Origin of the sequence: Nonomuraea sp. NPDC005501 (genome assembly GCF_040605905.1) — a bacterium.
Lineage (GTDB): Bacteria > Actinomycetota > Actinomycetes > Streptosporangiales > Streptosporangiaceae > Nonomuraea.
Map to the genome: position 1 here is coordinate 1 of NZ_JBEXDT010000003.1, position 23,677 is coordinate 23,677.

Below are 23,677 nucleotides of genomic sequence, written 5' to 3' on the forward strand. Positions count from 1 at the left end.
GGCCGCGGCGCGCCGCCGCATCGCAGCGCGTTCCTGGACGAGCGCGGCCGGCTGCTCGGGTCGGTGTCGTTCGACGGGTACGAGGACCGCTACGGCATGCCGGCGGTCACCATCCTGCGCGCCGGCCTCCACGCGCTGCTCTGGGAGGCGGCGGCCGACGCCGGGGTGGAGCTGGCCGGCGGACGCGCCGCCGCCCGGTACCTCGACCACGGCTCGCACGTCGAGCTGGTCACCGACGCCGGCGAGGTGCTGCGCGGCGACCTGCTGGTCGGGGCCGACGGCGTCAACTCGGCCGTACGCGCGCGACTGCTGGGCGACGGCGAGCCGCGCTACCGGGGATTCACCGCGGTGCGCGGGATCGGGCCCGCCCCCGCGGCCCACCCCGACGGGTTCATCGCCTACGGGCGGGGCCTGGTGCTCTTCGCCGCCGCGCTCGGCGGAGGGGACCTGTACTGGGTGGCGTCGATGACCGCGCCGCGCGGCGTCTGGCCGCGCCGGCCGGTCGCCGAGGCGCTGGCCCACGTGATCGAGCGCACCAGCTCCTGGCATCCGGACCTGCGCAAGGTGCCGGCCTCGGCCGATCCGGCCGGCTGTGTCGTCCACGACGTCTTCGACCGGCCGCCGCCGCGCACGTGGAGCCGGGGCCGCGTCGTGCTCGCCGGCGACGCCGCGCACCCGATGGTGTACACCCTCGGGCAGGGGGCCGGGATGGCCCTGGAGGACGCGGCCGTCCTCGCCGCCGCGCTCACCGCGACCGGCACCGCCACGCCGGACGGGACCGACGGCGCCGGGGTGGAGCGGGCGTTGCGGCGTTACGCGGCCGAGCGGGGCCCGCGCGTGCGCCGGATCGTCCGCCAGTCGCGGCTGCTGGGCCGGGTCGGTCACGTGCGCTCGCCGTTGCTGGTCGCGATCCGCAGGGCGATTCTGATCGCCACGACCCGTGGGGACGGCGCCGGCGAGCAGAGCGCGGACGTGTTCGGCTGGACTCCCCCCGAGGAGGCCCCGCGCTGAGCGGCCGCCGGCCGCGGGGCCTCACCGCTAGCGTGCCCGGCCCGCCAGGTAGGCCGCGCCCCGCGCGGAGATCCGGTAGCCGGTGCCGAGGCTGACGGTCAGCCCGAGGTTCTTGAGCTTGCGCACGTCCAGCTTGAACTGCGCGGCGTCACGTCCCAGCTCGTCGGCCAGGTCGCCGGCCCGGACCTCCGGCCGGCGGCTGATGATCTCCAGCGTCGCCTCGGTCCACGGGCCGGTCCTGCTCCCCCGGTCCAGCCGGGCGAGCCTGGCCGCGATGGTCTCCCGCTCCTCCGCCGACAGGTCGCCGGAGGCCGCCGCCTCGTCGCGCGGGTCGGGCTCGTCGACGAACCGGACGCGGAGCCGGTAGACGGGGTCGCCGGGATGCCCGCGAAGATCCTCGACCACGGCGGCGGCCGACGGATAGCCGGCGGCCTCCGCGTCGGCGTCGGTGATCCGCCCGGCCTCCACGACGTCGATCGCGTCGACCGCCACCCGGCCCAGCGCGGTGCGGTACACGTTGCCCGCGGTCGCCTGCCGCTGCCGCCAGCGGCGGAACAACACGGTGATGGCGCCGCTGCGAATGCCGTCATGCCGTTCTTTCTCGATCAGCATGAGGGGAGGCTACCGCCCGCGGCCCGTCATTCCCGGCCGGACGCGGGCGGCTCCAGCATCCTGTCGGGGTTGGGGCAGACGTGGTCGGGGCCCGGCGTCCTGCCGGTCAGCAGGAAGTCGCTGACCAGCTCGTTCAGGCCGGCGTTCCCGTAGAAGGGGAAGACGCGATGATGCGCCGTGTCCGCGACGGTCACGAAGCTCGACCGGTCCCCCAGCACCTCGTGCATGCGGCGGGCGGCCACCCACGGGGTGGACATGTCCTCGTCGGCGGCCACCAGCAGGTACCGTCCGCCCCCTGCCTCCGTGCCGAGCCGGGTGGCGGGCTCCGCCGGCGGGACGGGCCAGAACGCCGGCGCCTTGATCCCGTTGAGCGCCGCGCCGGTCCAGGGGAACTCCTCGGCCGCCTTGAGCATGTCCTGCTCGTAGAGGGCGGGGCTGCGGGGCCATGACGCGTCGCCGGCCAGGATCGCGAGCTGGGCGACCGTGCCGCTCTCCTCCTTCGGCTGCCCGAACATCCGGGTGAGGAAGTCGACGCTGTCCGCGTCGAGGTCCGCTCCGGTGAGCAGGTGCCGGACGATGCCGGCGAGGACCGGGTACGCCTTCTCGCTGTTGAGCATCCCCACGGGGATCAGCCTGGCCAGGGTGCGATCGAGGGGGAACCCCATCAGCGTGACCTGGTCCCCCCGGTCGACCGCGGCGAGCACGCCGTCGTAGGCGGCCCGCACGTCGGGGCCGGTGGAGCCGAGCCGGTACGTGGCGTGCCGGGTGGCGGCCCAGCGGCACCACCGGTTCAGCGCGCGCTCCCCGTTCTCGGGGAAGTCGGTGAACAGCCCGCGCCACACCCAGTCCGGGCTGCAGATCGCGTCCAGCACCGCGCGGTTCAGGCGGTCGCCGAACATCTCGCCGTAGACGGCGCCCAGATAGGTCCCGTACGAGTACCCCAGGTAGTCGATCCGGTCGGCGGCGAGCACGCCGCGGATCACGTCCATGTCCCGGCAGATGTTGCGGGAGTTGGCGTGGGCGAGCAGGTCGAGCGAGCCGGCCGAGCACTTGGCGGCCACCGTGGCCTGGTAGCGGATCTCGGCGTCGAACGACTCGGGGTAGTGGAAGACCCAGAAGCGCTCGGACGGTTCGAGGTCGCAGTAGATCGGTGTGCTCGCCCCCATGAACCGGTGGTCGAAGCCGACGACGTCGAACGCCTCGATCAGCGCATCGGGCAGGCTGCCGAGCAGCGCGGCCAGCAGGTTCAGGCCGCTGTTGCCCAGGTCGTCGCCCGGGCCGATCATCAGCACGCCCCGGCGGCGGCCGGTCGCCTCGTGCCTGGCGACGCCGATCTCGATGTCGCGGTCACCCGGGCGCCGGTAGTCGAGGGGAACCCGCAGCGCCGCGCGGCGGGCGCCGCCCAGCGCGGGGTCCGGGGCGCTCCATTCGACCTGCTGGTCGTAGTAGGCGGCCAGGTCGGTGTTCGGCTGGTTCATCGTCGGCCCCCTCAGAGCTCTCGCGTCCGGTCGCCGTCCAGGACGACGTCGGCGTCCGGCAGCCGTCCCGTCGTCAGGAACTCCCCGGCCAGCGCGTCGACCCGGGCGTCGCCGGCGAAGGGGAAGACGCGGTGCTCCGTCATGCCGCGCACCATGACCAGCCGGGCCCGCTCGCCCAGCAGGCCCCGCAGCTGCGTCGCGCCGACGGAGGAGGTGAACATGTCCTGCTCGGCCTGGACGAGCAGCACCCCGTCCGCGGCGGCGGGGCCGAACTCCGTCGGCGGTTCGAGCGGCTGGACCGGCCAGAACGCGCCCGCCTTGACCCCGAGCAGCGCCCGGTCCATGAACCCCTGCCCCTCCTCGCTCGCCGCCTCGTACTCCTCCAGCTCCCGCGGCCAGGCCGCGTCCCCGCACAGGATCGCCATCTGCGCGGCGGAGGTGGCGGCGTCGCGCGGGACGGCGAACATCGAGCCGATGAGCTGCTGCGTCTCCGCCCGCAGGGCCGCGCCGGTCCTGGCCGACCGCACCACGTCCGCCAGGGCGGGGTGCGAGCGTTGCGAGCTCAGCATCATCATCGCCAGCACCCGCAGGAACTGGTCGTCCAACGGCACCGGCACGCCGGGGAGCATGATCCCGCCGGCGCCCGCCTTGCGCAGCACCTCGTCGAAGGCGTCGCGCACCCGCTGCGGGGTGTCGCCGAGCGGTCCTCCGGGTCGGGCGGTCCGCGCGCACCACTGCCGCAGGGTGGCCTCGCAGTTGCGCGCGAAGTTGCCGAACAGGCCGCGCCACACCCAGTCGGGGCTGAGCACGCTGTCGAGGATCACCCGGTCGGCGCGGTCGCCGAACAGCCGGCAGTACACGGCGGCGACGTAGGAGCCGTAGTTGTGCCCGATCAGGCAGATGCGCTCCTCACCGAGGCCGCGCCGGATGACGTCGATGTCCCGGGCGATGTTGCGGGTGGTGATGTGCGGCAGGACGGCCAGGGAGCGGTCGGCCGCCTTGGCCGCGATCTCGGCCTGGAAGCGCACCTCGGCGGCGAACGACTCGGACTGGTGGAACACCCAGAAGATCTCCCGCTGGTCCAGCCCCCACTGCAGCGGCGCGCTCTCACCGCTGAAGCGATGGTCGAACCCGATCACGTCGAAGACGTCGGTGACTGACGGGGGCAGCGCCTTCCTCAGCTCGCCGGCCAGCGCGATGCCGGAGCTGCCGGGATCGTCGGGCGTGACGACCAGCACGCCCTGCCGGGTGCCGCGCCCGCCCGCCGGGTGACGGACCACGGCGAGGTCGATCGCCGGCCCGTCCGGGTCGCGGTGGTCCACGGGTACGGGCACCCGCGCCCGCTGCGAGCCGTCGCCGGCCTGGGGCGCCGCCTCCGTCCAGCGGATCGGCGCGGCCGGTGACGGGGCGCCGGTGACCGGACGGGCACTGGGGGCGGGGCTCATGACGCCCTCCTGATCTGGTAGAGGACGTTGAAGGGGGTGGGGGCGGCGACCTGCTGGGGAGCCGTCAACCCGGCGTCGGCGCACATGGCCGCGAGCACCGGGTGAGGGAGCCCCATCATGCCCGCCACCGTCTCTCCCGTCCGGGACAGCGGAACCGAGTACAGGGTGCTGGTGCCGTAGAGGAAGGCGGGGACCTCCCCCACGTTCTCGTGCGGGTCGGTCGAGCAGTGGGTCTCCAGCAGGAGGAGGACGCCGGTCGTCGTCAGCGCCCCGGCGACCCTGCGCAGGACCTCGCCGGGGTCCGTGGCCAGGTGCAGCGCGTCGAACGTCATGATCAGGTCGAAGGAGCCGGACAGGCCGTCCGCGAACTCCGCCACCCTGGTGAGCGTCACGCGGTCGGTGACGCCGAGCTCGGCGATCTCCCGGCGGGCCCGCTCGACGTTGAGGTCGTGCCGGTCGACCCCGACGAACCGCGACGCCGGGAACCGCTGGGCGAGCAGGGCGAGGGCGGTGCCCGAGCCGCAGGCCAGATGGGCGACCCGCGCGCCGGCCGTCAGCTTCTCCTCCAGGCCGGGGACGAGCGGCAGCCACTGGTCGAGCAGCATCGCCCTGAGCCACTTGGCGCTCATCCGCCAGGTGGCCTCGTACATCGCGGGCGGATAGTCGGCCGGGGTCAGGCCGGCGCCGCTGCGGAAGCAGCCCGCCACCTGCTCGACCATCGCGGCCAGCGGCGGGACCAGCCGGGCGATGCCGCCGACGTAGAAGGGCGATTCGGGGTCGGCCAGCAGGGCGGCGTGGGCCGGCGACAGCCGGAACTCCTGCCCGGAGGGGTCCATCTCCAGGTAGCCGCCCGCGACCATCGTCCGCGCCCATTCACTCACGTAGCGGGCGTCGACGCCGGCCTTGCCGGCGATGGCGTCGGCGCCGCGGGGGGCGCCGTCGGCCAGCACCTGGAACAGCCCGAGCTGGTCCCCGAGGGCGCACGACAGGGTCACCATGGCGCGGCTCAGGTCCGCCATGAACTGTGCCCCGGCCGCGAGCGTCTGCTCGATGTCGGCTCCACGGTCGGAAACGATGGGGTTGCCCATGTGCGCCGCCTGTCATCGGTTGCCTGTCCGGTTCCGCCAGCGTAGGCATCGCCTCGGCCGGGCGGCTTCTTCGAGATTGCGCCCGCGCACGATCGCGGGCAGAGCGAAACCGGCACGCCGGACCGCGTCGCTGCGCGGGGGTCGGCGTGCCGGTCCCGGCCGCTAACGCGCGGCGCCGTCGCCCGTCCGGGTGAACCAGACCGGCAGCTCGCCGAGTCCGCGGAGGACGCCCGTCTCGCGATACTCCAGCTTCTCGACCGGCAGGGCCAGCGTCATCTCGGAGAACTCGTTGAGCAGCGAGGTGAACGCGATCTCCGTCTCCAGGCGGGACAGGGGCGCCCCGATGCAGTAGTGGATGCCGTAGCCGAACGCCAGGTGGTTGCGGTCGCCGCGGCTCACGTCGAGCCGCTCGCCCTCGTCGAACCTGCGCTCGTCGCGGTTGGCCGACGCGTTGGCGATCGTCACCAGCGCTCCGGCCGGGATCGTCACCTCGCCGATCGTGATGGGCTCGGTGGCCACCCGCAGCATCGCCCGCTCCACGGGGCCGTCGTAACGGGCCAGCTCCTCCACGGCCGACGGCATCAGCGACATGTCGGCGCGCAGCCGGTCGATCTCGCCGGGGTTCTGCAGCAGCGCCAGCATGCCGTTGCCGATGAGGTTCACGGTCGTCTTGTAGCCCGCGATGAGCAGCAGGTTGGCCGTGGAGACGACCTCCTTCTCGGTGAACGTGCTGCCCGAGTCGGACGCCACGATCAGGGCGCTGAGCAGGTCGGGCTGCTCCTCCTCGTGCCCGGAGCCGGGCTTGAGCTCGGCGCGCTTACGGGCGACCAGGTCGACGAAGTAGTCCCGCAGCAGCCGGTTGGCCTCGTACGGGCGGATCCGCTCGCCCTTGACGTAGGTCGGGGTCAGGGCCGCCAGCACCCAGTTGGTGAAGCTCACGGCGTCCTGGAACGGGACGCCCAGCAGCTCGCAGATGACTTTGATCGGCATCGGCGCGGCGAACGAGCTCATGAAGTCGAACTGCCTGGAGGTGTCGATCTCGGCGAGCAGCTCGTCGGTGATCTGCTGGATGCGCGGGCGGAGCCGCTGCACCCGCTCGGCGCTGAACGCCTTGTTCGCCAGCTGCCGGAGCCGGGTGTGCTCGGGCGGGTCGGCGTTGAGCATGTGCGGCTCGGAGTCCTCCTCGCCCTCGTCGTACAGCTCGGTCTGCCGCATGACGTCCCACATGTTCCGGGGGTCGCGGGAGAGCCGGCGGTCAGCGAGCGCGGCCCGCGCCTCGTCGTACCGGGTGATCACCCAGTGTTCGATGCCGCGCGGCTCCTTGACGAGCTGGACCGGTCCCTCCTCCCGCATCTGCGCGTAGACGGGGAAGGGGTCGTGGCGGAGGTGCGGTTGATACAGCGGGTGAAGCTCGTCCTCGGCGTGTGCCATATCGCCGGTCCTTCCGTGGTGGATGGGTGGGGAACTTGCGCGAGGTGACCGTCATCCGGGCATGCCGTCCGGCATGTCCGGCGGGGACATCCGCCGGACGAGATTGCCGAGACGGTCGAAGGCGGCGGCCCAGAACTGGGTGAGCAGGGTGCGGTCGTGCGGGGCGGTCTCCGTCGAGCCGAACATCTCCCACCCGTAGTGGAAGACCTGGAGCAGGCTGCCGCCGAGGTGCGTGGGCTCGATCCACAGGTGGCCGGACAGCTGGTCCGGCCATCCGCCCCGGTCGAGCCGGAAGTGCAGGCTCGGCAGGTACGACGGGAACCGCTGGCCGGCCTCGATGTGCTCGGTGACCGTCAGGACGCAGCTTCCGCTGGCGTCGCCGATCACGAACGTCATCGGGTCGTCGACGTTCAGCGAGCCCGACGTGCGGCCCGTCCAGTACTGCAACGCCGGGACGGCGGTCAGCGCCGCCCACGCCTCGTAGGCCGGGACGGGCAGCTCGGTCTGCACGTAGGGCCCCATGCGCCGCCAGGTCCAGCGCACGTCACGTCCGGTCTGGACGTGGTCGGACAGCTGGTCGAGGATGCCCGGCCAGCCCGTGCCGTTCCAGCTCCGCCAGTCCGACGGCCCGTTCGAGCTGATCTCCGTGACGGTCACCGTGGTGGCGGCGCCCATGGCGGTGAGCTGCCACGTCACGCGCGTGGCCGGGCCCACGCCCACCCACCGCCATCGATAGCCCAGCCTGGCCGAGTGACCGTCCGCGCCGGGCGGCTCGACGACGTCGGTGTGACACCAGAAGAACTCGCCGTCACGGAAGTCGAGCATGCTCCGCTCGCCCTCGCGGGCCCAGGTCGCCCCGGTCCTCGCGAGCCACTTTCCGACCCGGTCGGGGTCGGTCAGCGCCGTCCACGCGGCGTCCAGGTCGGCCGGGACGGTCACCGACGCGACCACCCGTTCCCACCGGTCGTGCGCGACCGGCTGGGCCGACGACCGGAAGGGCGGGAAGGGCGACGGCTCCATGAGCGGGACGGTGAGATCGTCGGGCAGTGATTCGACAGCGGTCATGGCTCCTCGGCTCGATCAGCAGGGGCTGGGGACTGGTCTCGCCCTGGTCAGGCGAACCGCTCCGGGGCCAGGTAGCCGCCCATGTTGAACCGCAGGCTGGTCAGGTAGCCGACCGGCATGCCGTCGGGGTCCGTGAGGTCCATCAGCGGCAGCATCCGGTAGATCTGCCCCTTGCCGGGGGCCCCCGCCGGCGGGATCGAGCGGACGTCGTCGATGGTGAGGATGACCGGCTCCTTGTTGAAGAGCGTCTTGCCCAGCTTGGGCATGTCGAACAGGCAGCCGACCGCCATCCGGCACGCCTTGGCCGCGGGACCCTCACCGGCGTACGGGTCGAAGGGGGTGCGGATCTGGCCGGCGGACAGGCAGGTCGGGTTGAGGCTGACGGTGATGGTCCCCAGCTCTTCCGACTCCCCGGTCATCTTCATCTCGATGAGGTTGGTGTAGACCTCGGCGTCGGCCCATTCGTTGTCGGTGGGCTGGGACCGGACCACCCGGACGTAACCATCGAACTCGACGTCGAACTCGCCGACCCCGGGAATGGCGAACGTGTCCCAGCTGTGGAGCCCGAGATTGTCGATCCCGGCCTCGGGCGTCGCCCACCTGACGACCGGCGTGCCCTCGTACAGGTTGGGCACCCCGTCGGTCGTGACCGGCCGGCCGAAGACGGTGGTCTTTGCGGGAGTGGTCATTATGGTTGTTCCTTTCGGGGAGTGTGAGATCGGCCTGTGGTGACGGCGGGCTAGAGGCCCACGGCGCGGTGGTCGCAGCAGGTACGCCCCGGCTCGTCGGCGATGCCGTCCTGGTCGCTGTCGACCTCGCCGTCGACCGTGCTGTAGACGTCGCGGGAGTTGAGGTCGATCCGGCCGTCGCCGTCCCAGTCGTTCAGCTTCCCCTTGAAGGTGCCAAGGATGAAGACGTTGGTCAGGTCCCTGACCTCGGGGTCGTGCATGGTCGACAGGATCCCGTTGCCGGGCTGCAGGATCTCCTCGAGGGACTTGCCGGCGACGCCGGCGACGTTGGTGTAGCCCCAGCCCTGGAAGCGGCCGCGCACGTACCTGATGGCGTCCTCGCCGCGGACCTTCAGCGTCGGGTCCAGGTGCCAGGTGCCGTAGCGGGCGAAGCCGATCCGCGTGTCGTGGGTGCCCATCGAGTCGTCGTCGGCCCGGCCGGACTTGAAGAACGTCCGCGGGACCTGCGACTCGAAGAAGAAGTTGCCGCGGTCGCGCCTGGACCGGTCGGTGAAGCCGCGGAACAGGTAGTTGTCCATGTGCGGCGAGCCGTCGGCGTGCAGGCCCCTGATGGTCTTGGCCATGAGCAGCTGCTTCTCGCGGGTGGCCACGTTCGGGCACGCGTGCGCCTGCCCGTAGATCCGGGCCAGGCCGAGGGGGCCGAGCGAGACCTTGCCCCAGTGCCGGTTGGTGTCGTCCAGCCGGACGTACAGGTCGCAGTGGATGAGCAGGTAGATGGTCTCGTCGAAGGTCCGGCCCTCGGTGAAGACGCCGCTGCGGCCGTCGAAGGCGGGGTCACCGGTGGTGAGCTCGCTGGCGAACAGCTTGGACCACTCGGCGATCTCGGGGTCGGAGTCCGAGGCGAAGCGGCGCAGCGCCGCGATCGCGTGCGGGCCGCCGAGCTTCTCCATGGCCCAGAGCGTGTCCCAGCGGACCTCGCGGTGCTTCTCGTGCCTGATGACCTCGGTGAGCAGCTCGAACGCGTCGGGCAGGTCGCGGTCGGCGTACTCGAAGACGGCCTGCTCGCGCATGACCGGGTCGGGGTGGTGCAGCGCGTCGTGCTGCAGCTCCTCGTCGGTGCGGTTGTCGACGCGGACGGCGGCCCGGTTCAGGGCGTAGCCGAAGTCGCTGCACCAGGCGGCGGGGTCGCCGGCCACGAAGCGCGGGTCCATGCTGAGCGTCGTGCGGTACGCGAAGTTGAGCGCGTCGCGCTGCTCGTCGCGCAGCGACTCAAGCGGCGGAGCCTCGACCGGAAGCGATGACTGAGGATCGGGATTGCCCACCGATTCCGGGGACTTATTGCATAGATCAATTGCCATCTGTTGCCTCCGAAGGGCGAAGTTGTGGCTACGGAATTCACGTTAGGAGCGGCCGGGTGACAAAACTTCTCCCACCTTGCCCACCCCTGTGATCGGCGGTATCGGAGCTGGCGGACGCTCTGGTGATCGGATACCGTCGGCATGACTCGGGAAAGCCGATTCGCCGATCATGGGAGTCCACGGAAGGGCCGCGATGGGCAACCTAATCGCACCGAGCACGGATTTGACATTCGTTCCCAGACCCTGCCCGCCGCTCCGTTGCGCCCCGGTGGCGACGGCGAATTCTGATTCAAGAATTCACTCGGGTGACGACGGGGTGGTCGTCGAGCTGGGGAGCCGCTGGCGTCCCGGCGACGCCACGCTCCTCCTCGACGGGATCAGGCGGGCGGTGGCCCGCGACGTCCCGCTCACCCTCGCCCACCGCGGCGCCGGCGGCGGCAGCCTGCTCCAGGCGGCGTCGGGCGAATGGCCCCGGCTGCGCTGCCGCGAGGTCGTGCAGGGCCGCCACGCGTCCTTCCGTCCGCGCCCGCCGCGCTGGATGCAGTACCGGCTCCCCGGCGCCGCCCCGGACCGCGAGCCGGCCGGGGTGGCGATCAGCGGCGGGCTCGGCGGGATCGGCCTGGTGCTGGCCTCGCGGCTGGCCGCCGCCGGGCACCCGCTGTGGCTGCTGGACAGGCGCCCCGCCGAAAGCCTGCCGCCGGCGGCCCGGCGACGGCTGGCCGCCCTCGTCACGCGCACCCGCGTGATCGTCGACCGGACGGATGTCACCGCGGACGTTCCGGCGGCCCCGTTCCCGATCACGCGGCTCGTGCACGCCGCGGGCGAGCTGCACCTGAGCCCGCTGGCCGAGCTGGCCGGCGACGAGCTGGAACGGCTGGCCGACGGCAAGGCGAGAGCGCTGCGGAGCCTGGTGGGCGCGCTGGCCCCGGCCGGACTGCGCTCGGTGGTGGCGTTCGGCTCGACCGAGTCCCGCCGGCCGCACCGGCTGTTCGGCGCGTACGCGCTGGCCAACGAGCTCCTGCGGCGCGAGGCGGCCCGGCTGCGCCAGGAGCATCCCGGGATGCGCGTCGTCACCGCCGAGTGGTCCCTCTGGGCGGCGGTCGGGATGGGCGCGGCCGCCGCGGCCATGGCGGGCCGGGCCGGGTTCGCGATCGTGCCGCCGGCCTGGGGCGTCCAGATCACCGAGCACCTCCTGGACGAACGGTGCCCGGCTCCCGACGAGATAGCGCTCGGCGGGCCCCAGCCGATGCCCGATCGCCCGGTGGCGGCGATCGGCGGGATCGGCGGCAGCTCCCTGGCCCTGGACGACGCGTCCGTGCGGCGTCTGGTGGAGCTCTGCCGGCCTGGCCGGGCCGCGCGGCATCAGCCGGTCGGCCGGCGGGACCGCGTCGTCCGCGCCCAGGTGGCCGACCACACCGTCTACACCTGGGGTTCCGGCTGTCAGGACTGGACCACACGGACACCGCGGAGGCAGGGGTGAGGGGTTTCACCGTCGAGCACTCGGTAGAGCTGCCGTCCGACGCCGCGACCGTCTGGCGGATGCTGGTGGACGCCGGGCGCGCCCAGGCGTGGTGGGGGCGGCTGGAGAGGGACATCACCCACATCGCCCAGGAGCTGACCGTCTCCACGGGCTCGTCGTCGGTGTACCGCGTCTGGATCGAGTCGATCGTCCCGGGCCGGGCCCTCGAGTTCACCTCCGCGTACCTCGGGGTGAGTCCCCTCAGCGCCGTCCGGCTGGAGGTGCTCGGCTCCGGGCCGGTGCGGCTGCGCGTCACCGAGGCCCTGGACGCGGCGGACCCGGCGACCGTCTACCAGGTCAGGCTGCTGTGGCAGCATCGGTTCGACCGCCTGGCGGCGGCCCTGCCGGTCGCGCCGGCGGGGCCGGGGGCCGAGGTCGCGGGAGCCGCGGGCGGCGGCCCGATCCCCGACATCAGCGTGCGCTGCACGCTCGACAGGCCGGGATGGCGGCCGCTGCACCGGGCCGTGCTGGGCGAGTGGCTGCCGCTGTCCGGTCCCGCATGGCCGCCGCGCTGGTTCTACGTCGTCGACTCCGAGGGGCCGCGGCCGTTCCCCATCCTCCGCTGGCGCGTGCACTTCGACGACCTGATCGCCCTCGGCATCGAGGCCGTCCGCGGGTCCCCGCCCACCGAGGCCGAGGTCGCCGTCACGGCGAACGCGTCGTCGCTGGAGCTTCGGGTGCGGCACACGGGGTGGTCGGCGCTGGACCTGGACACGGAGACGCGCGAGGTGCTCCGCGACCGGTTCCTGGCCACCTGGCAGCACACGCTCCAGCGGGCCGCCCACGTCTGACGGCGCTCACCCCACTCCCGCGGCGGCGGGGATCTGCAGGTCGGGCCACCATCGCCGGAGCGTCCCCTCCACGATCATCAAGGACATCAGCGGGAAGGCGAAGTCGGCCGGCGGGTGCACGCCGAACCTGTTCTGCGACTCGAAGACGCGGGGGCCGAAGTCCGTCATGTCGAACCGTCCGCCCGGCTCCGTCGCCGTCCGGACCAGCTCGGCGATCTCGCCCGCGAACGCGCGCCGATCGGCCGCGGTGTGCCGGGCGGGAGGCCCGCCGGGGAACGCCGAGTCGTACATGATCTCTCCGCACCGGACGCCGTTGCGCAGGGCCAGGTTGATGAAGAAGTCCCGCAGGGCGTGCTGGACCGCCTCGGGCATCTCCACGCAGTAGCCGGCGTCCAGGATGACGACCGTGCCGTCGGAGCGGATGTAGATGTTGCCCGGGTGCAGGTCGCAGTGGACGAAACCGTCCTTGAAGATCATCGAGCCGACGGCGTCGAGCACCCGCGCGGCGACCCGGTCGCCCGTCGCGGGGTCCACACCGGCCGGGACGCCGTCGGACAGGCCCGGGACCAGGTCGGTCACCAGGGCCGTGGCGCAGGTGTACTCCTCGTGCAGCCGCGGCACGATGATCTCGTCGTACCGGGCGAGGTTGGTGGCCAGGCGGCGCAGGTACGCCGCCTCGCGGAAGAAGTCGATCTGCCCGTAGAGGGCCCGCGACATGTAGCCGACGAGGTCGGCCATGGGCGCGCCGCCCGCGGCGGGCAGGCGCTCGGCGACCCGGGTGAGCGCGGTCAGCAGCGTGAGGTCGATCGACATCGACTCGGCCACGCCTTCGCGCTGCAGCTTCACGGCCAGCGGACGGCCGTCCGCGTCCAGGGCCTCGTACACGCAGGCGATGCTGCCGCTGCCGATGCAGCGATCCATCACCTTGAGCCGGCTCAGGCGCGGCTCCTGCCGCACCGCGCGGGCGAGCTGCCGGGCGAACTCCCCGGCGCCCATCGGGGTGACGTCGTCGTGCAGGGCGGCCAGCCGCGCGGTGACGTGGGCGGGGAACAGGTCGGCGCGGCTGGCCAGCATCTGACCGAACTTCACGTAGGTCGGCCCCATGCGTTCCAGGTGCAGGACGAGACGCCGGGTCCCGCGCGCCTGCGCCTTCACCTTCCCCGAGACGAGCCGGTCGAGGACCCACATCGAGACGATGTGCAGTGACGCGGCGGCCACCCGCGCGGCGAGCCCGGCGGCCCGGCCGGCCAGGCGGAGCCGGCCGACGCGCGGGAGGTGGTCCGGGACGGCCTGCTCCTCCCGCGCCGCCTCCCCCGGCTCCGCGTCGCCCGGCGGCCGCGCTCCCGCCTTGCCGAACGCGTACGCCGACACGAGCGGGTGCACGGCGGGAAGGGTCGTGACCGGCGCCAGACCCGCGTCGGCGGCCATGGGCACCAGCACGTCGGGGGTGAGCCCCATGGTGCCCAGCGCCTGGCCGCCCCGGGCGGCGGTGGCGGGGACGCAGTACAGCACGCTGGTCGCCAGCAGCATCGCCGCCGCCGGGCCCGTCAGCGGCGGGGACTCCACCACCAGCAGGGTGCCGCCGGGGCGCAGCGCGGACGCCGCCGCGCGCAGCAGCCGCGGCAGGTCGCTCACGTCGTGCAGCACGCTGAGGGCGACGATCAGGTCGTACTCGCCGTTCAGGGCCGTCGTCGCGTCCAGGGGGCTGAGCGTGACCCGGCCGGCCAGGCCCCTGTCGGCCAGCCGGGCGTTGCCGGCGCTGGTCAGCCGCTCGTCGAGGTCGAATCCGTCCGCCGTGATCCGGGGGAACGCCGCCGCCAGCGTCTCCAGCGTCTCCCCGGACGCGCAGCCGATCTCGGCCACCCGTCCGCCGCCCCGCAGGGTGTCGGTAAGCCCCGGAACGGCGGGCAGCCAGACGTCCGGCAGGATGACCTTGGTCCACTGGGCGCTCATCCGCTGCATGGCGTCGGCGAGCTCGCGCGGGTACCACACGTCCGCGAAGGCTCCCCCGGCGCGGTACGCCTCCGCGACCTGGGGGACGGATCGGGTCAGGGCGCCGAACAGCGCCACCCCCGGCCCGACGTCCATCATGCCGCCGATGTACGGCCGGACCTCCGGCAGCCAGGTGTAGTGGGAGCCGTCATGGGCGGCCAGTCCGGCGGCGACCATGCCGCGCAGCCACTCCTCCGCCAGCCGCGCGTCGCCGCCGGTGGCCTCGGCGAGCTCGGCCGCCTGTGACGGGCCCTCGGCCAGTGCCGCGCTCAGTCCCGTTCGCGAGCCGAATTCCAGCATGGCGGCGACCATCGCGGTGGCCACGACGGCCATCGGCCGCGGCAATTCGAGGCCGCCGTCGCGGCCGTCGCCGTCGTCGCGGGCCGTCCCGGCGGATGGCGCGGATTTCCTGCTCATTCGGACGCCCCCGTATTCCGGCAGCAAATGACCAGATTCTAGCCGCGCCCGTCCCGCCGCACTTCTCCGAAATTGCTGCCCTGTACGCTTTATATGCCGGGGCCGACGCCGTTCCGTCGCCGATATCGCCGTGTTACCGTGACCCCATGCCCGCGGACAGAGATTCGGGAGCCGATTCCGCCACCGTATCCCTCCGTCGCCATTTCGACTGCGATTTCGCCGATCTGTGGGAGGCCGTGTCCTCACCCGGGTCCGTCTCCGTCTGGTTCACGCCGTGTCGTCTGGAACCGGACCGGCGCTATTCCCTGCGATTCACCGAGGATTCCGGGGAGACGCATGTGAAATACGCGACGGTGCTCGATTGCCGCCGGCGCGGGAGCGTCGGCGAATACCGTCTTCTTCTGCAGGACGAGGGATATTCGGACAGCACGGTCGAGGTGCGGGTCGGCGCGGCCGCGCGGACAGGGTCCACTCTGGAGCTGCGGCACCTGCATCCACCGCCGGAGCTGGCCGACGGGTACGCGCGCGGCTGGGCCGACTACCTGGACTGTCTGCGGCGGCACCTGGCCGCCTCTCTCCCGGTCCCCGCGGACGCCGCTGCCGCGACCCGGCGGGCGGGGGGCCCGAAGTGAGTGCGGCGGACCGGCACCCGCTGCGCGACCTCGCCTGGCCGGTGGTCCGGACCGCTCAGATCGCCGTCGTTCTGTGCGGGGTGGCGGCGTCGATGGCCGGGTCCCTGGTGCGGCACGCCGGGCGTGGCCGCCGTGAGCGGATCCTCCGGGACGCGGGCGCCGTCGTGAGCGCGGCCCTGTGGCGGCTGGGCCCGGCGTTCATCAAGGTCGGTCAGATGCTGTCCAGCCGCAGGGACCTCTTCGCGGCCGCGTTCTGCGAGGAGCTGGAGTCGGGCCTGGCCCGCGGCCGGGCCGGCGGCGCCGAGGAGGGCGTGGAGATCGGGTCGGTCGCCTCGGTGGAGCGACGCCTCGTCGGCGGCGTCGACGCCGCCGTGAAGACGATCCACCCCACCGCCGCCGAGCGGCTGCGGGTCGACCTCGGCCTCATCACGGCGATGACCGGGATCGCCGGCGCGCTGCTTCGGCGCTCGGGGCCGACGCTGCGGCATGTGGTGCACGAGATGTGCGCGTCGGTGCGCCGGCAGACCGACCTGGTCGCCGAGGCCGCGGCCCTGCGCCGGCTCGAGGACCTCGAACTGGTCCTGCCCGTCGTCTTCCCCCGGGTCCTGGACGACGCGAGCGGGCCCGACGTGCTGACGATGACCTGGCTCCCCGGGCAGGCCGGCGGCCGGCGGTTCGCCGATCCCCGGCGGACCGCCAAGCGGCTGGTCCTGACCCTGTACGAGATGCTCTTCGTCAACGGCGTCGTCCACTGCGACCTCCACCCGGGCAACTGGTGGGAGCTGCCCGACGGGCGGCTGGCGATCGTCGACGCCGGGTTCACCTATGAGCTGGACGACGAGATGCGGACGCACTTCGCCGAGTTCTTCCTCGGGATGTCCAGCGGCAACGCCGAGGTCTGCGCCACCCACGCCCTGGCCGCGGCCGCCCAGCCTGTTTCGCCGGAGCACGAGAAGGCGTTCCGCCGCGACATGGAGCACCTGATCGGCTCCATCACGGGGCTGACCGCGGGGAGCTTCTCCCTGACCGGGTTCGCCGCCCGCTTCTTCGCCGTCCAGCGGCGGCACCGGGCCTTCTCCCGCGCCGAGTTCATCTTCCCGCTCATGGCGCTGCTGGCCATCGAAGGGCAGGTCAAGCAGCTCGACCCGGGGATCAACTTCCAGTCGCTGGCGGGCCCTGTGGTCCTTCGCTCCATCGTCGCCCGCGCCCGCGCCGGGCGCTGAGCCCTTCCGTCACATCCGTCACCGGGAGAACCGGCTCGTCGCTATAGAGTTTATTAGTATGGCAAACGAGCCGGCGGTCCGCGCCGGCGAACGCAGACGCTACGGCCAGTACTGCGGCCTCGCCGCGGGCCTGGACGTGATCGGCGAGCGATGGACACTCCTGATCGTCCGGGAGCTGCTCATCGGCCCGCAGCGCTACAACGAGCTGCTGCACAATCTTCCCGGCATCGGCACCAACCTGCTCGCCGAACGGCTCCGCTGGCTCACCCGTCAGGGCGTGATCCGGCAGCATCCCCGCTCCAACGGCAAGGGCCACTCCTACGAGCTGACCCGTTTCGGCGAAGGACTGCGTGAGCCGATTCTCGGCCTGGCCCGCTGGGGCCTGAACGTCCCGCACCCGTTCGACGCCGAGGACGAGGTGCGGCCCCAGTGGGGGGTGCTGGCCGTCGAAGCGCTGATCAGGAGGGACCAGATCCCCGAGGTGGACGAGTCCTACGAGTTCCTCGTCGACGACCAGGTCTTCCACATCGCCGTGAAGGACCGGCGGATCTCGGTCCACCAGGAGGGCGCCGAACGGGCGGCCCTGCGGGTGTCCACCGACGCCAAGACGTTCGTGGACATCGGCTCGGGCCGGATCTCGCCGTTCGAGGCGGTGGCGACCAGGCGGCTGACCCTGGAGGGGGAGCAGGAGGCCCTGACCCGCTGCTCCCGCCTGCTGGGGTTGCTGCCCGGCGACGGCCCCGCCGGGGCTACCAGGGAATCATCGGGTACCAGGGGATGATCTCGCGCCGGGCGAGCACCCGGACGTCCCAGTAGAGGAAGGTGAAGACGCCGACGACGATGAGGGCCGCTCCGGTGATCAGGGCCAGGCGGCCGGGGCGGGCGGCGAGCCAGCGCTGCACCCGGCTGCCCATGACCACGGCCAGCAGCACGAAGAGCACCGCGAGGATCACGATGTTGCCGACGGACTGCAGCATGAAGGCCAGCGCCCCGTACACCGGGTTGTGGCTCTCGGCCGCGTCCCGGAAGAGCTGCCGGAACAGCCCGTACGGCCGGCCGATGAGGAAGCCGCCGATCAGCGCCCCCATGACGACCAGCGGCGCGTTGGGGAAGCGCCGGGTGAGCCGGGCGAGCGGGTCGGGCACGACGCCGAGCGAGGCGAGCCCGAGCCAGAGGAAGGCCAGCCCGATCAGCCCGAAGGCCACCATGGACTGCACGCTCCTGGCCGACAGCTCCCCGGGGGCGGAGGGCTCGGTGGAGAACTGCGGCATGGCGGTCCCGACGAGTCCGACGACGATCCCGTACAGGCCGGAGACGGTGAGCATGCCCGCCGCCAGCCAGCCGAGCGGTTTGAAGACGGCCCCGACCCGGGTGGCGAGCGAGCGAGGCTGCCCGACGACCGGGCAGAGCGCGCCGAGGACGGCGATGTTGCAGGCGGTGAAGGTGCCGCCCAGCCCGGTGGCGAAGGCGTAGACGATGCCGGGCAGGACGCCGCCGATGACCGTGCCCTCGGCCTCGCGGCCGAGCAGGGCGCTGGCGACGTTCTCCCCGATGACCTGGTCGACGAACTCGGCCGACCAGACGACGGTGAGCAGGAACCCGATCAGCACGCTGACGACGACGGCCGGCCAGGGGCGGCTGACCCCGGTCCGTTCAGCGGACTGTTGCTGGGTGAGCGTCACGTGAGTCTCCCTTGCGCGCGAGCTGAACGGACAGGGCGGAGCGGGTGAGATCAGGGGCGGGCCCGGAGGCCCAGGTGGTCGCCTTCCGGATCGCGGTGGATCGCGCATCGGCCGTGGCCGATGTTCACTCTCGGCCGGTCCACCTTGCCGCCGGCTCCGGGGGCGGCGTCGGGGGTCTGCTACTTGAAACACCTATATCAATCGTCCCGGTACAGGTCTAGGTCTCCCTATTTTCGGGCGCGCTGACTATGGGTTAGTGAAGTGGATGCGGAAGCGAGGTGGCGTGCGACGTCCATCGACGCCCGGCTGCCCGCGATCGAGCACGCCGACCCGGGGCATGGGCGTGGACCGGCCGGCGTGGGGCTGCGAGCGGAAGGCCGGGGCGGTGCGGCGGCGGTTGCGGCGGTTGCGGGACATTCTTCGCGACCAGCCGGCCGTGCGGGTTCCGGGCGCGCTGGAGGAGTTCAGCCGGCCGGACGTGCCGGTGATGGAGTACAGGCCGGGCCTGAAAGGCTCAGGTCAGGGACCGGGCCGGCGCCCGTTCAGGACGGCTCGGCGACGAGCTCCACGAGCCGGGGCAGGACCGAGCTCTCCCAGCCGCGGCCCATGCGCTCGAAGGCGGCGCGGTCGCGCTTGTCGTCCAGGTCGAAGCCCGAGTGTTCGAGCAGCAGCCGGGTGCCCTTGCCCTCGGCGACCAGCCGCCAGGTCAGGACCCAGGTGGTGTTGAAGGTGTAGACGAGCCGCTCGTACGGCTCGACCTCCAGCACCTCGCACGGCACCGAGTCGCGGCCGGGCATCTGCAGATGGAACCGGTGACCGACGACCGCGCTGATGTCACCGGGAACCCACCAGCGGGCGAGCAGTTCGGGTTCGGTCAGGGAGCTCCACACCTTCGCCGGCGGCGCGGGGATGTACTGGTCGACCGAGATGGCGGCGGGACTGGCGTCGTGCACGGTGCTCCTTGTTCAGCGGAGAGCGACCCACCAGATCCTAGGACATCGACCGGGCCGGCCAGGGGAGGCGGGCGTGACGGCGCGGACGAATTTACGATCATGGCGCCGGATGGTCTCCACATGACCTACCGCCATGAATATGCCGTCAAGATCTGCCATTGCGGCGCCTCCCGACGATCGCGCCCGCCCCGACGGCCCGCGCCCAGGCGTGCTAACGCATGGGAGACAATCCTCGACCCTTTCTGTCGGACGAATGTAAACCCCGGGTCACTTGAGGTGGCCGGCGATATTCGAAGGGCGTCGGCGATCGTCTCCGCTCCGTAACCATTGCGGATGTCTGATTATCCCGCCGAAAAGTGCTCTTATTCGGATCGGGCCCGTGCGCACTCCGTCACGGCGCCGCGGAAAACAGCCGCCGACCTCGCTGGTCAAACATTCAAATTCCGCCCGGCCGGGGTCGCCGAATTCGCATTCGCCGCTCCGGTCCGGCCGATCCGAGCCGCCTTGACCCTTGCTTGAAAAATGCTTAGTTTCACCGTGAAGGTCGCCCAGATCAGAACGGGAACAGCCATGGAGCCTACCCGGCTATTTCGCCTGCCCGAAAATCGGCTGACAGGCTTCGTGCCAAAATCAAGCCCGGTCGGAGAAAAACTGCTGGAGGTTGTCGCCGCATTTGGAAAAGGTTATAACAGCGCCCTGACCGGGGATCCGGACGTCGGCGACCTGCCGCACCGCCTGCATGGCTTCGCCTTCGAGGGCGCCGCCATGAGCTGCACCCTGCTGGACACGATCACCCTGAGCGGGAACCGGCGGCTGCGTGCCCTGGAGGAGGGCACGGGAGGGGCGTACACCCACCTGATCCACGTCGGCGCCGGCTGGACGCTGGCCCGGCTGCGCCGTACCCGCTGGCGCGGCATCGGCCATCCCATGCTCACCTGGCTGGCCTGGGACGGCTGGGGATTCCACCAGGCGTACTTCAACGCCCGCAAGGTCTTCCACGATCACTGGGTCGAGCGCGGCGCCCGCGGCGCCACCCGGTCCATCAGGGACCAGGGAACCGGCCGTGCCCTGTGGTTCTACACCGGCGCCGACCCGGCCCTGATCGCCCGGCTCATCGGCGCGTACCCGCGGCACCGCCAAGGCGATCTGTGGGCCGGCATCGGCCTGGCCGCGGCCTACACCGGAGTGGTCCACGAGCTGGACGACCTGCTCGCCGCCGGCGCCGGCCACCGCGCGGACCTCGCCCAGGGCGCCGCCTTCGCGGCCAAGGCGCACGTGCTCGGCGGCCATGTCCCGTCAGGGTCGGCCCGCGCCGTCGGCCTGCTGACCGGGGTCAGCCCGCACCAGGCCGCCGAGTGGACCGACCAGGCCCTCGCCCGGATCCCCCGGCCGGCCTCACCCCGCGACTACGAACGCTGGCGTGCCGAGATCCGAGGAGCCTACGAACGACACGCGGAGGACGTTCTCCGATGAGCAGATGGCCGGCCCCCGCGGTCAAGTTCGGCGCCCTCCTCACGATCCTCGTCACCGGCTGGGCGGCCGCCCTGCCCGCCATCCCCCCTGCCGAGGCACAACGGGTCGCCGCGTCGTTCTCCTTCACCCAGCAGCCGCTCAACGCGCCGACCGGCGGGCGCACCGTCCGCCAGGTCGCCCCCGCCTACCAGGGCATCCGGCACTGGATCTCCTCGGTCGGGGCCGCGGTCGGGCTCGCCGACCTGGACGGCAACTCCCGTCCGGACGACGTGTGCCTGGTCGATCCGCGAGCCGACACCGTGACCCTCCAGCCGGCCCCCCAGACGCAGAACCGGTACCAGCCGATCCCGCTGACCCCCGCCGGGCTGCCGTACGACACGACGATGGCGCCGATGGGCTGCGTGCCCGGCGACTACGACGACAACGGCTCCATCGACGTCCTGGTCTACTACTGGGGACGCTCACCCGTGCTGTTCCTCCGCGGCACCGGGCCGCTCTCCGGCCCGGCGGCCTTCACCGCGCGGGAGCTGGTCCAGCCCTACCAGCTGTGGAACACCGAGGCGCTGGCGCTGGCCGACGTGGACGGCGACGGCCGCACCGATGTGGTCGTCGGCAACTACTTCCCGGACGGCGCCCGGGTCCTGGACCCGAAGGCCCCGGCGCGGCCCGAGCTGCGGATGCAGGCGTCCATGTCGAACGCCGCCAACGGCGGCACGAACCGCGTCCTGCTGTCCCGGGGCGGCGGGACGTTCGCCGAGGCCGCCGGCGCCTTCGGCAAGGAGGTCGCGGACGGCTGGACCCTGGCCATCGGCGCCCAGGACCTCGACGGCGACGGGCTTCCCGAGCTGTACCTGGCCAACGACTTCGCCCCGGACCACCTGCTGCGCAACCGGTCCCGTCCCGGCAAGGTCGCCTTCGAGGAGGTGCTCGGCCCGCGCCACCTCACCACCCCCAAGTCCAAGGTGCTGGGCAAGGACTCCTTCAAGGGCATGGGCGTCGCGTTCACCGATCTGAACGGCGACGACGTCTCCGACATCGTGGTCAGCAACATCACCCAGCAGTACGGGCTGCTGGAGAGCAACTTCGCGTGGATCAGCGGCCAGAAGCGGATCTTCGACGGCGACGGCACCGCCCTCTACACCGACGAGAGCGAGAGCCTCGGCCTGTCGCGCAGCGGATGGGGCTGGGACATCAAGGCCGGTGACTTCAACGGCGACGGCGTCTCGGAGATCATCCAGGCGACCGGGTTCCTGCGCGGCGACGTCAACCGGTGGGCCGACCTGCAGGAGCTCGCCATGACCAACGACGATCTCCTCGACGACCCCGCGATGTGGCCGCGCTTCCAGCCGGACGCCGACATCTCCGGGGAGAACACCAACGCGTTCTTCGCCCGCGTCCCCGACGGCCGGTTCGCCGACATCGCCGGCGACCTCGGCGTGGCCGATCCGGGGCCGTCCCGCGGCATCGCCACGGCCGACGTCGACCACGACGGCCGGCTGGACTTCGCGGTCGCCAACCAGTGGCGGCAGAGCTACTTCTACCGCAACACCGCGCCGGCACGCGCGCCGTTCCTGGGGTTGCAGCTGATGCGCCCGGCGGGTGGCTGCTCCGCCGGCGCCGGCGCCCTCTCCCCCGCCATCGGCGCGACCGTACGGCTGAAGGCCGGCGCCCAGGGCCTGCGGACCGGTCAGCTCTACCCCGCCAACGGGCACGCCGGCGTCACCGCCGCGGAGCTGATGTTCGCCCTTCGCCCGAACACGCCGTCCGTGCCCGTCGAGGTGAGCTGGCGTGACACCTGCGGCCGGCCGCGCACCGCCGCCGCCGACCTCGCGCCCGGCTGGCAACGCCTCCGCCTCGGAGACGACGGTTCGATCACATCCCTCACGGAGGAGACGCCATGACCTCTGCTCAGCGCAACCCGAGAACGGCCGCGCTCCGCAGATTCGCTCTCTCGATCACCGTGTTCACGGTGCTCGGACACGCCTGGCTCGGGTTCGAGCAGGCGTTCGTCACCCCCGTCGCCGCCGTGGCGTTCGCCTACCTGCTCGACCTCGCGCTGGAGACGGCGGAGGCGTGGGCCGAGCGGCGAGAGCCGAAGTACCGGACCGAGAAGATGTTCGACTTCCTCCTGCCCGCCCACATCACGGGCCTGGCCTGCGCGATGCTCCTGTACGCCAACGACCGCCTCCTGCCGGTGCTGTTCGCCGTCGCGGTCGCGATCGGCACCAAGTACCTCATCCGCGTGCGGGTCGCCGGCAGAAGGCGTCACGTCCTCAACCCGTCCAACGCCGGCATCGCGATCACGCTGCTGGTGTTCCCGTGGGTCGGCATCGCGCCGCCCTACCACTTCACCGAGTGGGTCACCAGCCCGATCGACTGGCTGATCCCCGGCTTCATCCTCGTCGCCGGCACCCTGCTCAACGCCGGGCTCACCAAGAAGATGCCACTCATCCTCGGCTGGGTCGGCGCGTTCTTCGCCCAGGCCCTCATCCGTACCTGGATCGACGGCACGGCGACGACGAGCGCGCTGGTGGTCATGACGGGCGTCGCCTTCGTCCTGTTCACCAACTACATGATCACCGATCCAGGCACGACGCCGACGCGGCCCCGCAACCAGGTCGTGTTCGGAGTCGCCACCGCGGCGGTCTACAGCCTGCTCGTCCACCTGCACATCGTGTACGGCCTGTTCTTCGCGCTGGTCATCGTGTGCGCCGCCCGCGGAGTGCTGCTCGCGGCGCTGGCCGCCCGCGCGGCCGCCGCGCAGCACGGCGACGTGTCGGCCCCCGCCACCTCGGTGGCCGTCCCCACCTCCAGGTGA

Annotated in this window: 20 protein-coding genes; 9 read left to right on the forward strand and 11 right to left on the reverse strand. The window is 72.2% G+C overall.

Features of this window, described 5'->3' with window-relative positions:
* Positions 1-1,011 (forward strand): FAD-dependent monooxygenase (locus tag ABZS51_RS03005; RefSeq protein WP_355435402.1); only part of this gene is annotated, 1,011 nt, incomplete at its 5' end.
* A 27-nt stretch (positions 1,012-1,038) separates the two neighbouring features.
* Here the strand turns inward: ABZS51_RS03005 and ABZS51_RS03010 are convergent.
* From ABZS51_RS03010 to ABZS51_RS03045, 8 genes are all read right to left on the reverse strand, one after another.
* Positions 1,039-1,623, reverse strand: a complete 585-nt coding sequence (locus ABZS51_RS03010; RefSeq protein ID WP_355435405.1) for a hypothetical protein — start codon at positions 1,621-1,623, stop codon at positions 1,039-1,041.
* A gap of 26 nt (positions 1,624-1,649) precedes the next feature.
* On the reverse strand, positions 1,650-3,101 hold the full coding sequence (locus tag ABZS51_RS03015) for an alpha/beta fold hydrolase (protein WP_355435408.1): 1,452 nt from the start codon (positions 3,099-3,101) through the stop codon (positions 1,650-1,652).
* Positions 3,102-3,112: 11 nt separating this feature from the next.
* Positions 3,113-4,546 (reverse strand): alpha/beta fold hydrolase, encoded by a 1,434-nt coding sequence (locus ABZS51_RS03020; RefSeq protein WP_355435411.1) that lies wholly within the window; start codon positions 4,544-4,546, stop codon positions 3,113-3,115.
* Positions 4,543-5,634, reverse strand: a complete 1,092-nt coding sequence (locus tag ABZS51_RS03025; protein WP_355435414.1) for a class I SAM-dependent methyltransferase — start codon at positions 5,632-5,634, stop codon at positions 4,543-4,545. Before ABZS51_RS03025 ends, ABZS51_RS03020 begins: the two co-directional genes overlap by 4 nt.
* Before the next feature lie 162 nt (positions 5,635-5,796).
* On the reverse strand, positions 5,797-7,065 hold the full coding sequence (locus ABZS51_RS03030) for a cytochrome P450 (protein ID WP_355435416.1): 1,269 nt from the start codon (positions 7,063-7,065) through the stop codon (positions 5,797-5,799).
* 51 nt (positions 7,066-7,116) lie between these two features.
* A complete protein-coding gene (locus ABZS51_RS03035; protein ID WP_355435419.1) occupies positions 7,117-8,130 on the reverse strand; it encodes an SRPBCC domain-containing protein in 1,014 nt (337 codons plus the stop codon).
* A gap of 47 nt (positions 8,131-8,177) precedes the next feature.
* A complete protein-coding gene (locus ABZS51_RS03040) occupies positions 8,178-8,819 on the reverse strand; it encodes a DUF6073 family protein (RefSeq protein WP_310713562.1) in 642 nt (213 codons plus the stop codon).
* 50 nt (positions 8,820-8,869) lie between these two features.
* Entirely contained in the window at positions 8,870-10,141 is a 1,272-nt protein-coding gene (locus ABZS51_RS03045) for a HEAT repeat domain-containing protein (RefSeq protein ID WP_355435423.1), read from the reverse strand.
* Positions 10,142-10,493: 352 nt separating this feature from the next.
* Between ABZS51_RS03045 and ABZS51_RS03050 the strand changes: the two genes are divergently transcribed.
* Positions 10,494-11,657: a KR domain-containing protein gene (locus ABZS51_RS03050; protein WP_355435426.1), complete on the forward strand. Its 1,164-nt coding sequence runs from the start codon at positions 10,494-10,496 to the stop codon at positions 11,655-11,657.
* Positions 11,654-12,487, forward strand: a complete 834-nt coding sequence (locus ABZS51_RS03055; RefSeq protein WP_355435429.1) for a hypothetical protein — start codon at positions 11,654-11,656, stop codon at positions 12,485-12,487. The genes ABZS51_RS03050 and ABZS51_RS03055 overlap by 4 nt, the downstream gene beginning before the upstream one ends.
* Positions 12,488-12,493: 6 nt before the next feature.
* On the opposite strand, the gene ABZS51_RS03060 is transcribed toward ABZS51_RS03055, so the two are convergent.
* Positions 12,494-14,896 carry an AarF/UbiB family protein gene (locus tag ABZS51_RS03060; protein ID WP_355435432.1) on the reverse strand — a complete coding sequence of 801 codons (2,403 nt, stop codon included), beginning with the start codon at positions 14,894-14,896 and terminating at the stop codon, positions 12,494-12,496.
* A 146-nt stretch (positions 14,897-15,042) separates the two neighbouring features.
* Here ABZS51_RS03060 and ABZS51_RS03065 point away from each other — a divergent pair, with 146 nt between their 5' ends.
* From ABZS51_RS03065 to ABZS51_RS03075, 3 genes are read left to right on the forward strand one after another with little or no spacing between them, the layout of a single operon-like run.
* Complete coding sequence (locus ABZS51_RS03065; RefSeq protein WP_355435434.1) at positions 15,043-15,528, forward strand: hypothetical protein; 486 nt, start codon at positions 15,043-15,045, stop codon at positions 15,526-15,528.
* The gene (locus tag ABZS51_RS03070) at positions 15,525-16,751 is read left to right on the forward strand and encodes an AarF/UbiB family protein (protein WP_355435437.1); all 1,227 of its coding nucleotides are present in this window, start codon (positions 15,525-15,527) and stop codon (positions 16,749-16,751) included. The genes ABZS51_RS03065 and ABZS51_RS03070 overlap by 4 nt, the downstream gene beginning before the upstream one ends.
* Positions 16,752-16,809: 58 nt before the next feature.
* On the forward strand, positions 16,810-17,532 hold the full coding sequence (locus ABZS51_RS03075; RefSeq protein WP_355435441.1) for a winged helix-turn-helix transcriptional regulator: 723 nt from the start codon (positions 16,810-16,812) through the stop codon (positions 17,530-17,532).
* Here ABZS51_RS03075 and ABZS51_RS03080 read toward each other — a convergent pair.
* Positions 17,501-18,433 (reverse strand): hypothetical protein, encoded by a 933-nt coding sequence (locus ABZS51_RS03080; protein ID WP_355435443.1) that lies wholly within the window; start codon positions 18,431-18,433, stop codon positions 17,501-17,503. The two genes, ABZS51_RS03075 and ABZS51_RS03080, sit on opposite strands and share 32 nt — an antisense overlap.
* A gap of 542 nt (positions 18,434-18,975) precedes the next feature.
* On the reverse strand, positions 18,976-19,386 hold the full coding sequence (locus ABZS51_RS03085) for an SRPBCC domain-containing protein (protein ID WP_310713544.1): 411 nt from the start codon (positions 19,384-19,386) through the stop codon (positions 18,976-18,978).
* 570 nt (positions 19,387-19,956) lie between these two features.
* On the opposite strand from ABZS51_RS03085, the gene ABZS51_RS03090 reads away from it, so the two are divergent.
* The 3 genes from ABZS51_RS03090 to ABZS51_RS03100 are packed head-to-tail and all read left to right on the forward strand — an operon-like array spanning position 19,957 to position 23,677.
* Positions 19,957-20,859: a DUF1702 family protein gene (locus ABZS51_RS03090; RefSeq protein ID WP_355435850.1), complete on the forward strand. Its 903-nt coding sequence runs from the start codon at positions 19,957-19,959 to the stop codon at positions 20,857-20,859.
* The gene (locus ABZS51_RS03095; protein ID WP_355435446.1) at positions 20,856-22,760 is read left to right on the forward strand and encodes a VCBS repeat-containing protein; all 1,905 of its coding nucleotides are present in this window, start codon (positions 20,856-20,858) and stop codon (positions 22,758-22,760) included. Before ABZS51_RS03090 ends, ABZS51_RS03095 begins: the two co-directional genes overlap by 4 nt.
* A complete protein-coding gene (locus ABZS51_RS03100; RefSeq protein ID WP_355435449.1) occupies positions 22,757-23,677 on the forward strand; it encodes an enediyne biosynthesis protein UnbU in 921 nt (306 codons plus the stop codon). Before ABZS51_RS03095 ends, ABZS51_RS03100 begins: the two co-directional genes overlap by 4 nt.

Excerpts from the sequence above, each read along its gene's own strand:
- ABZS51_RS03010 (WP_355435405.1), bottom strand. The coding sequence starts at position 1,623 with ATGCTGATCGAGAAAGAACGGCATGACGGCATTCGCAGCGGCGCCATC.
- ABZS51_RS03015 (WP_355435408.1), bottom strand. The coding sequence starts at position 3,101 with ATGAACCAGCCGAACACCGACCTGGCCGCCTACTACGACCAGCAGGTC.
- ABZS51_RS03020 (WP_355435411.1), bottom strand. The coding sequence starts at position 4,546 with ATGAGCCCCGCCCCCAGTGCCCGTCCGGTCACCGGCGCCCCGTCACCG.
- ABZS51_RS03025 (WP_355435414.1), bottom strand. The coding sequence starts at position 5,634 with ATGGGCAACCCCATCGTTTCCGACCGTGGAGCCGACATCGAGCAGACG.
- ABZS51_RS03030 (WP_355435416.1), bottom strand. The coding sequence starts at position 7,065 with ATGGCACACGCCGAGGACGAGCTTCACCCGCTGTATCAACCGCACCTC.
- ABZS51_RS03035 (WP_355435419.1), bottom strand. The coding sequence starts at position 8,130 with ATGACCGCTGTCGAATCACTGCCCGACGATCTCACCGTCCCGCTCATG.
- ABZS51_RS03040 (WP_310713562.1), bottom strand. The coding sequence starts at position 8,819 with ATGACCACTCCCGCAAAGACCACCGTCTTCGGCCGGCCGGTCACGACC.
- ABZS51_RS03060 (WP_355435432.1), bottom strand. The coding sequence starts at position 14,896 with ATGAGCAGGAAATCCGCGCCATCCGCCGGGACGGCCCGCGACGACGGC.
- ABZS51_RS03065 (WP_355435434.1), top strand. The coding sequence starts at position 15,043 with ATGCCCGCGGACAGAGATTCGGGAGCCGATTCCGCCACCGTATCCCTC.
- ABZS51_RS03075 (WP_355435441.1), top strand. The coding sequence starts at position 16,810 with ATGGCAAACGAGCCGGCGGTCCGCGCCGGCGAACGCAGACGCTACGGC.
- ABZS51_RS03090 (WP_355435850.1), top strand. The coding sequence starts at position 19,957 with ATGGAGCCTACCCGGCTATTTCGCCTGCCCGAAAATCGGCTGACAGGC.
- ABZS51_RS03095 (WP_355435446.1), top strand. The coding sequence starts at position 20,856 with ATGAGCAGATGGCCGGCCCCCGCGGTCAAGTTCGGCGCCCTCCTCACG.
- ABZS51_RS03100 (WP_355435449.1), top strand. The coding sequence starts at position 22,757 with ATGACCTCTGCTCAGCGCAACCCGAGAACGGCCGCGCTCCGCAGATTC.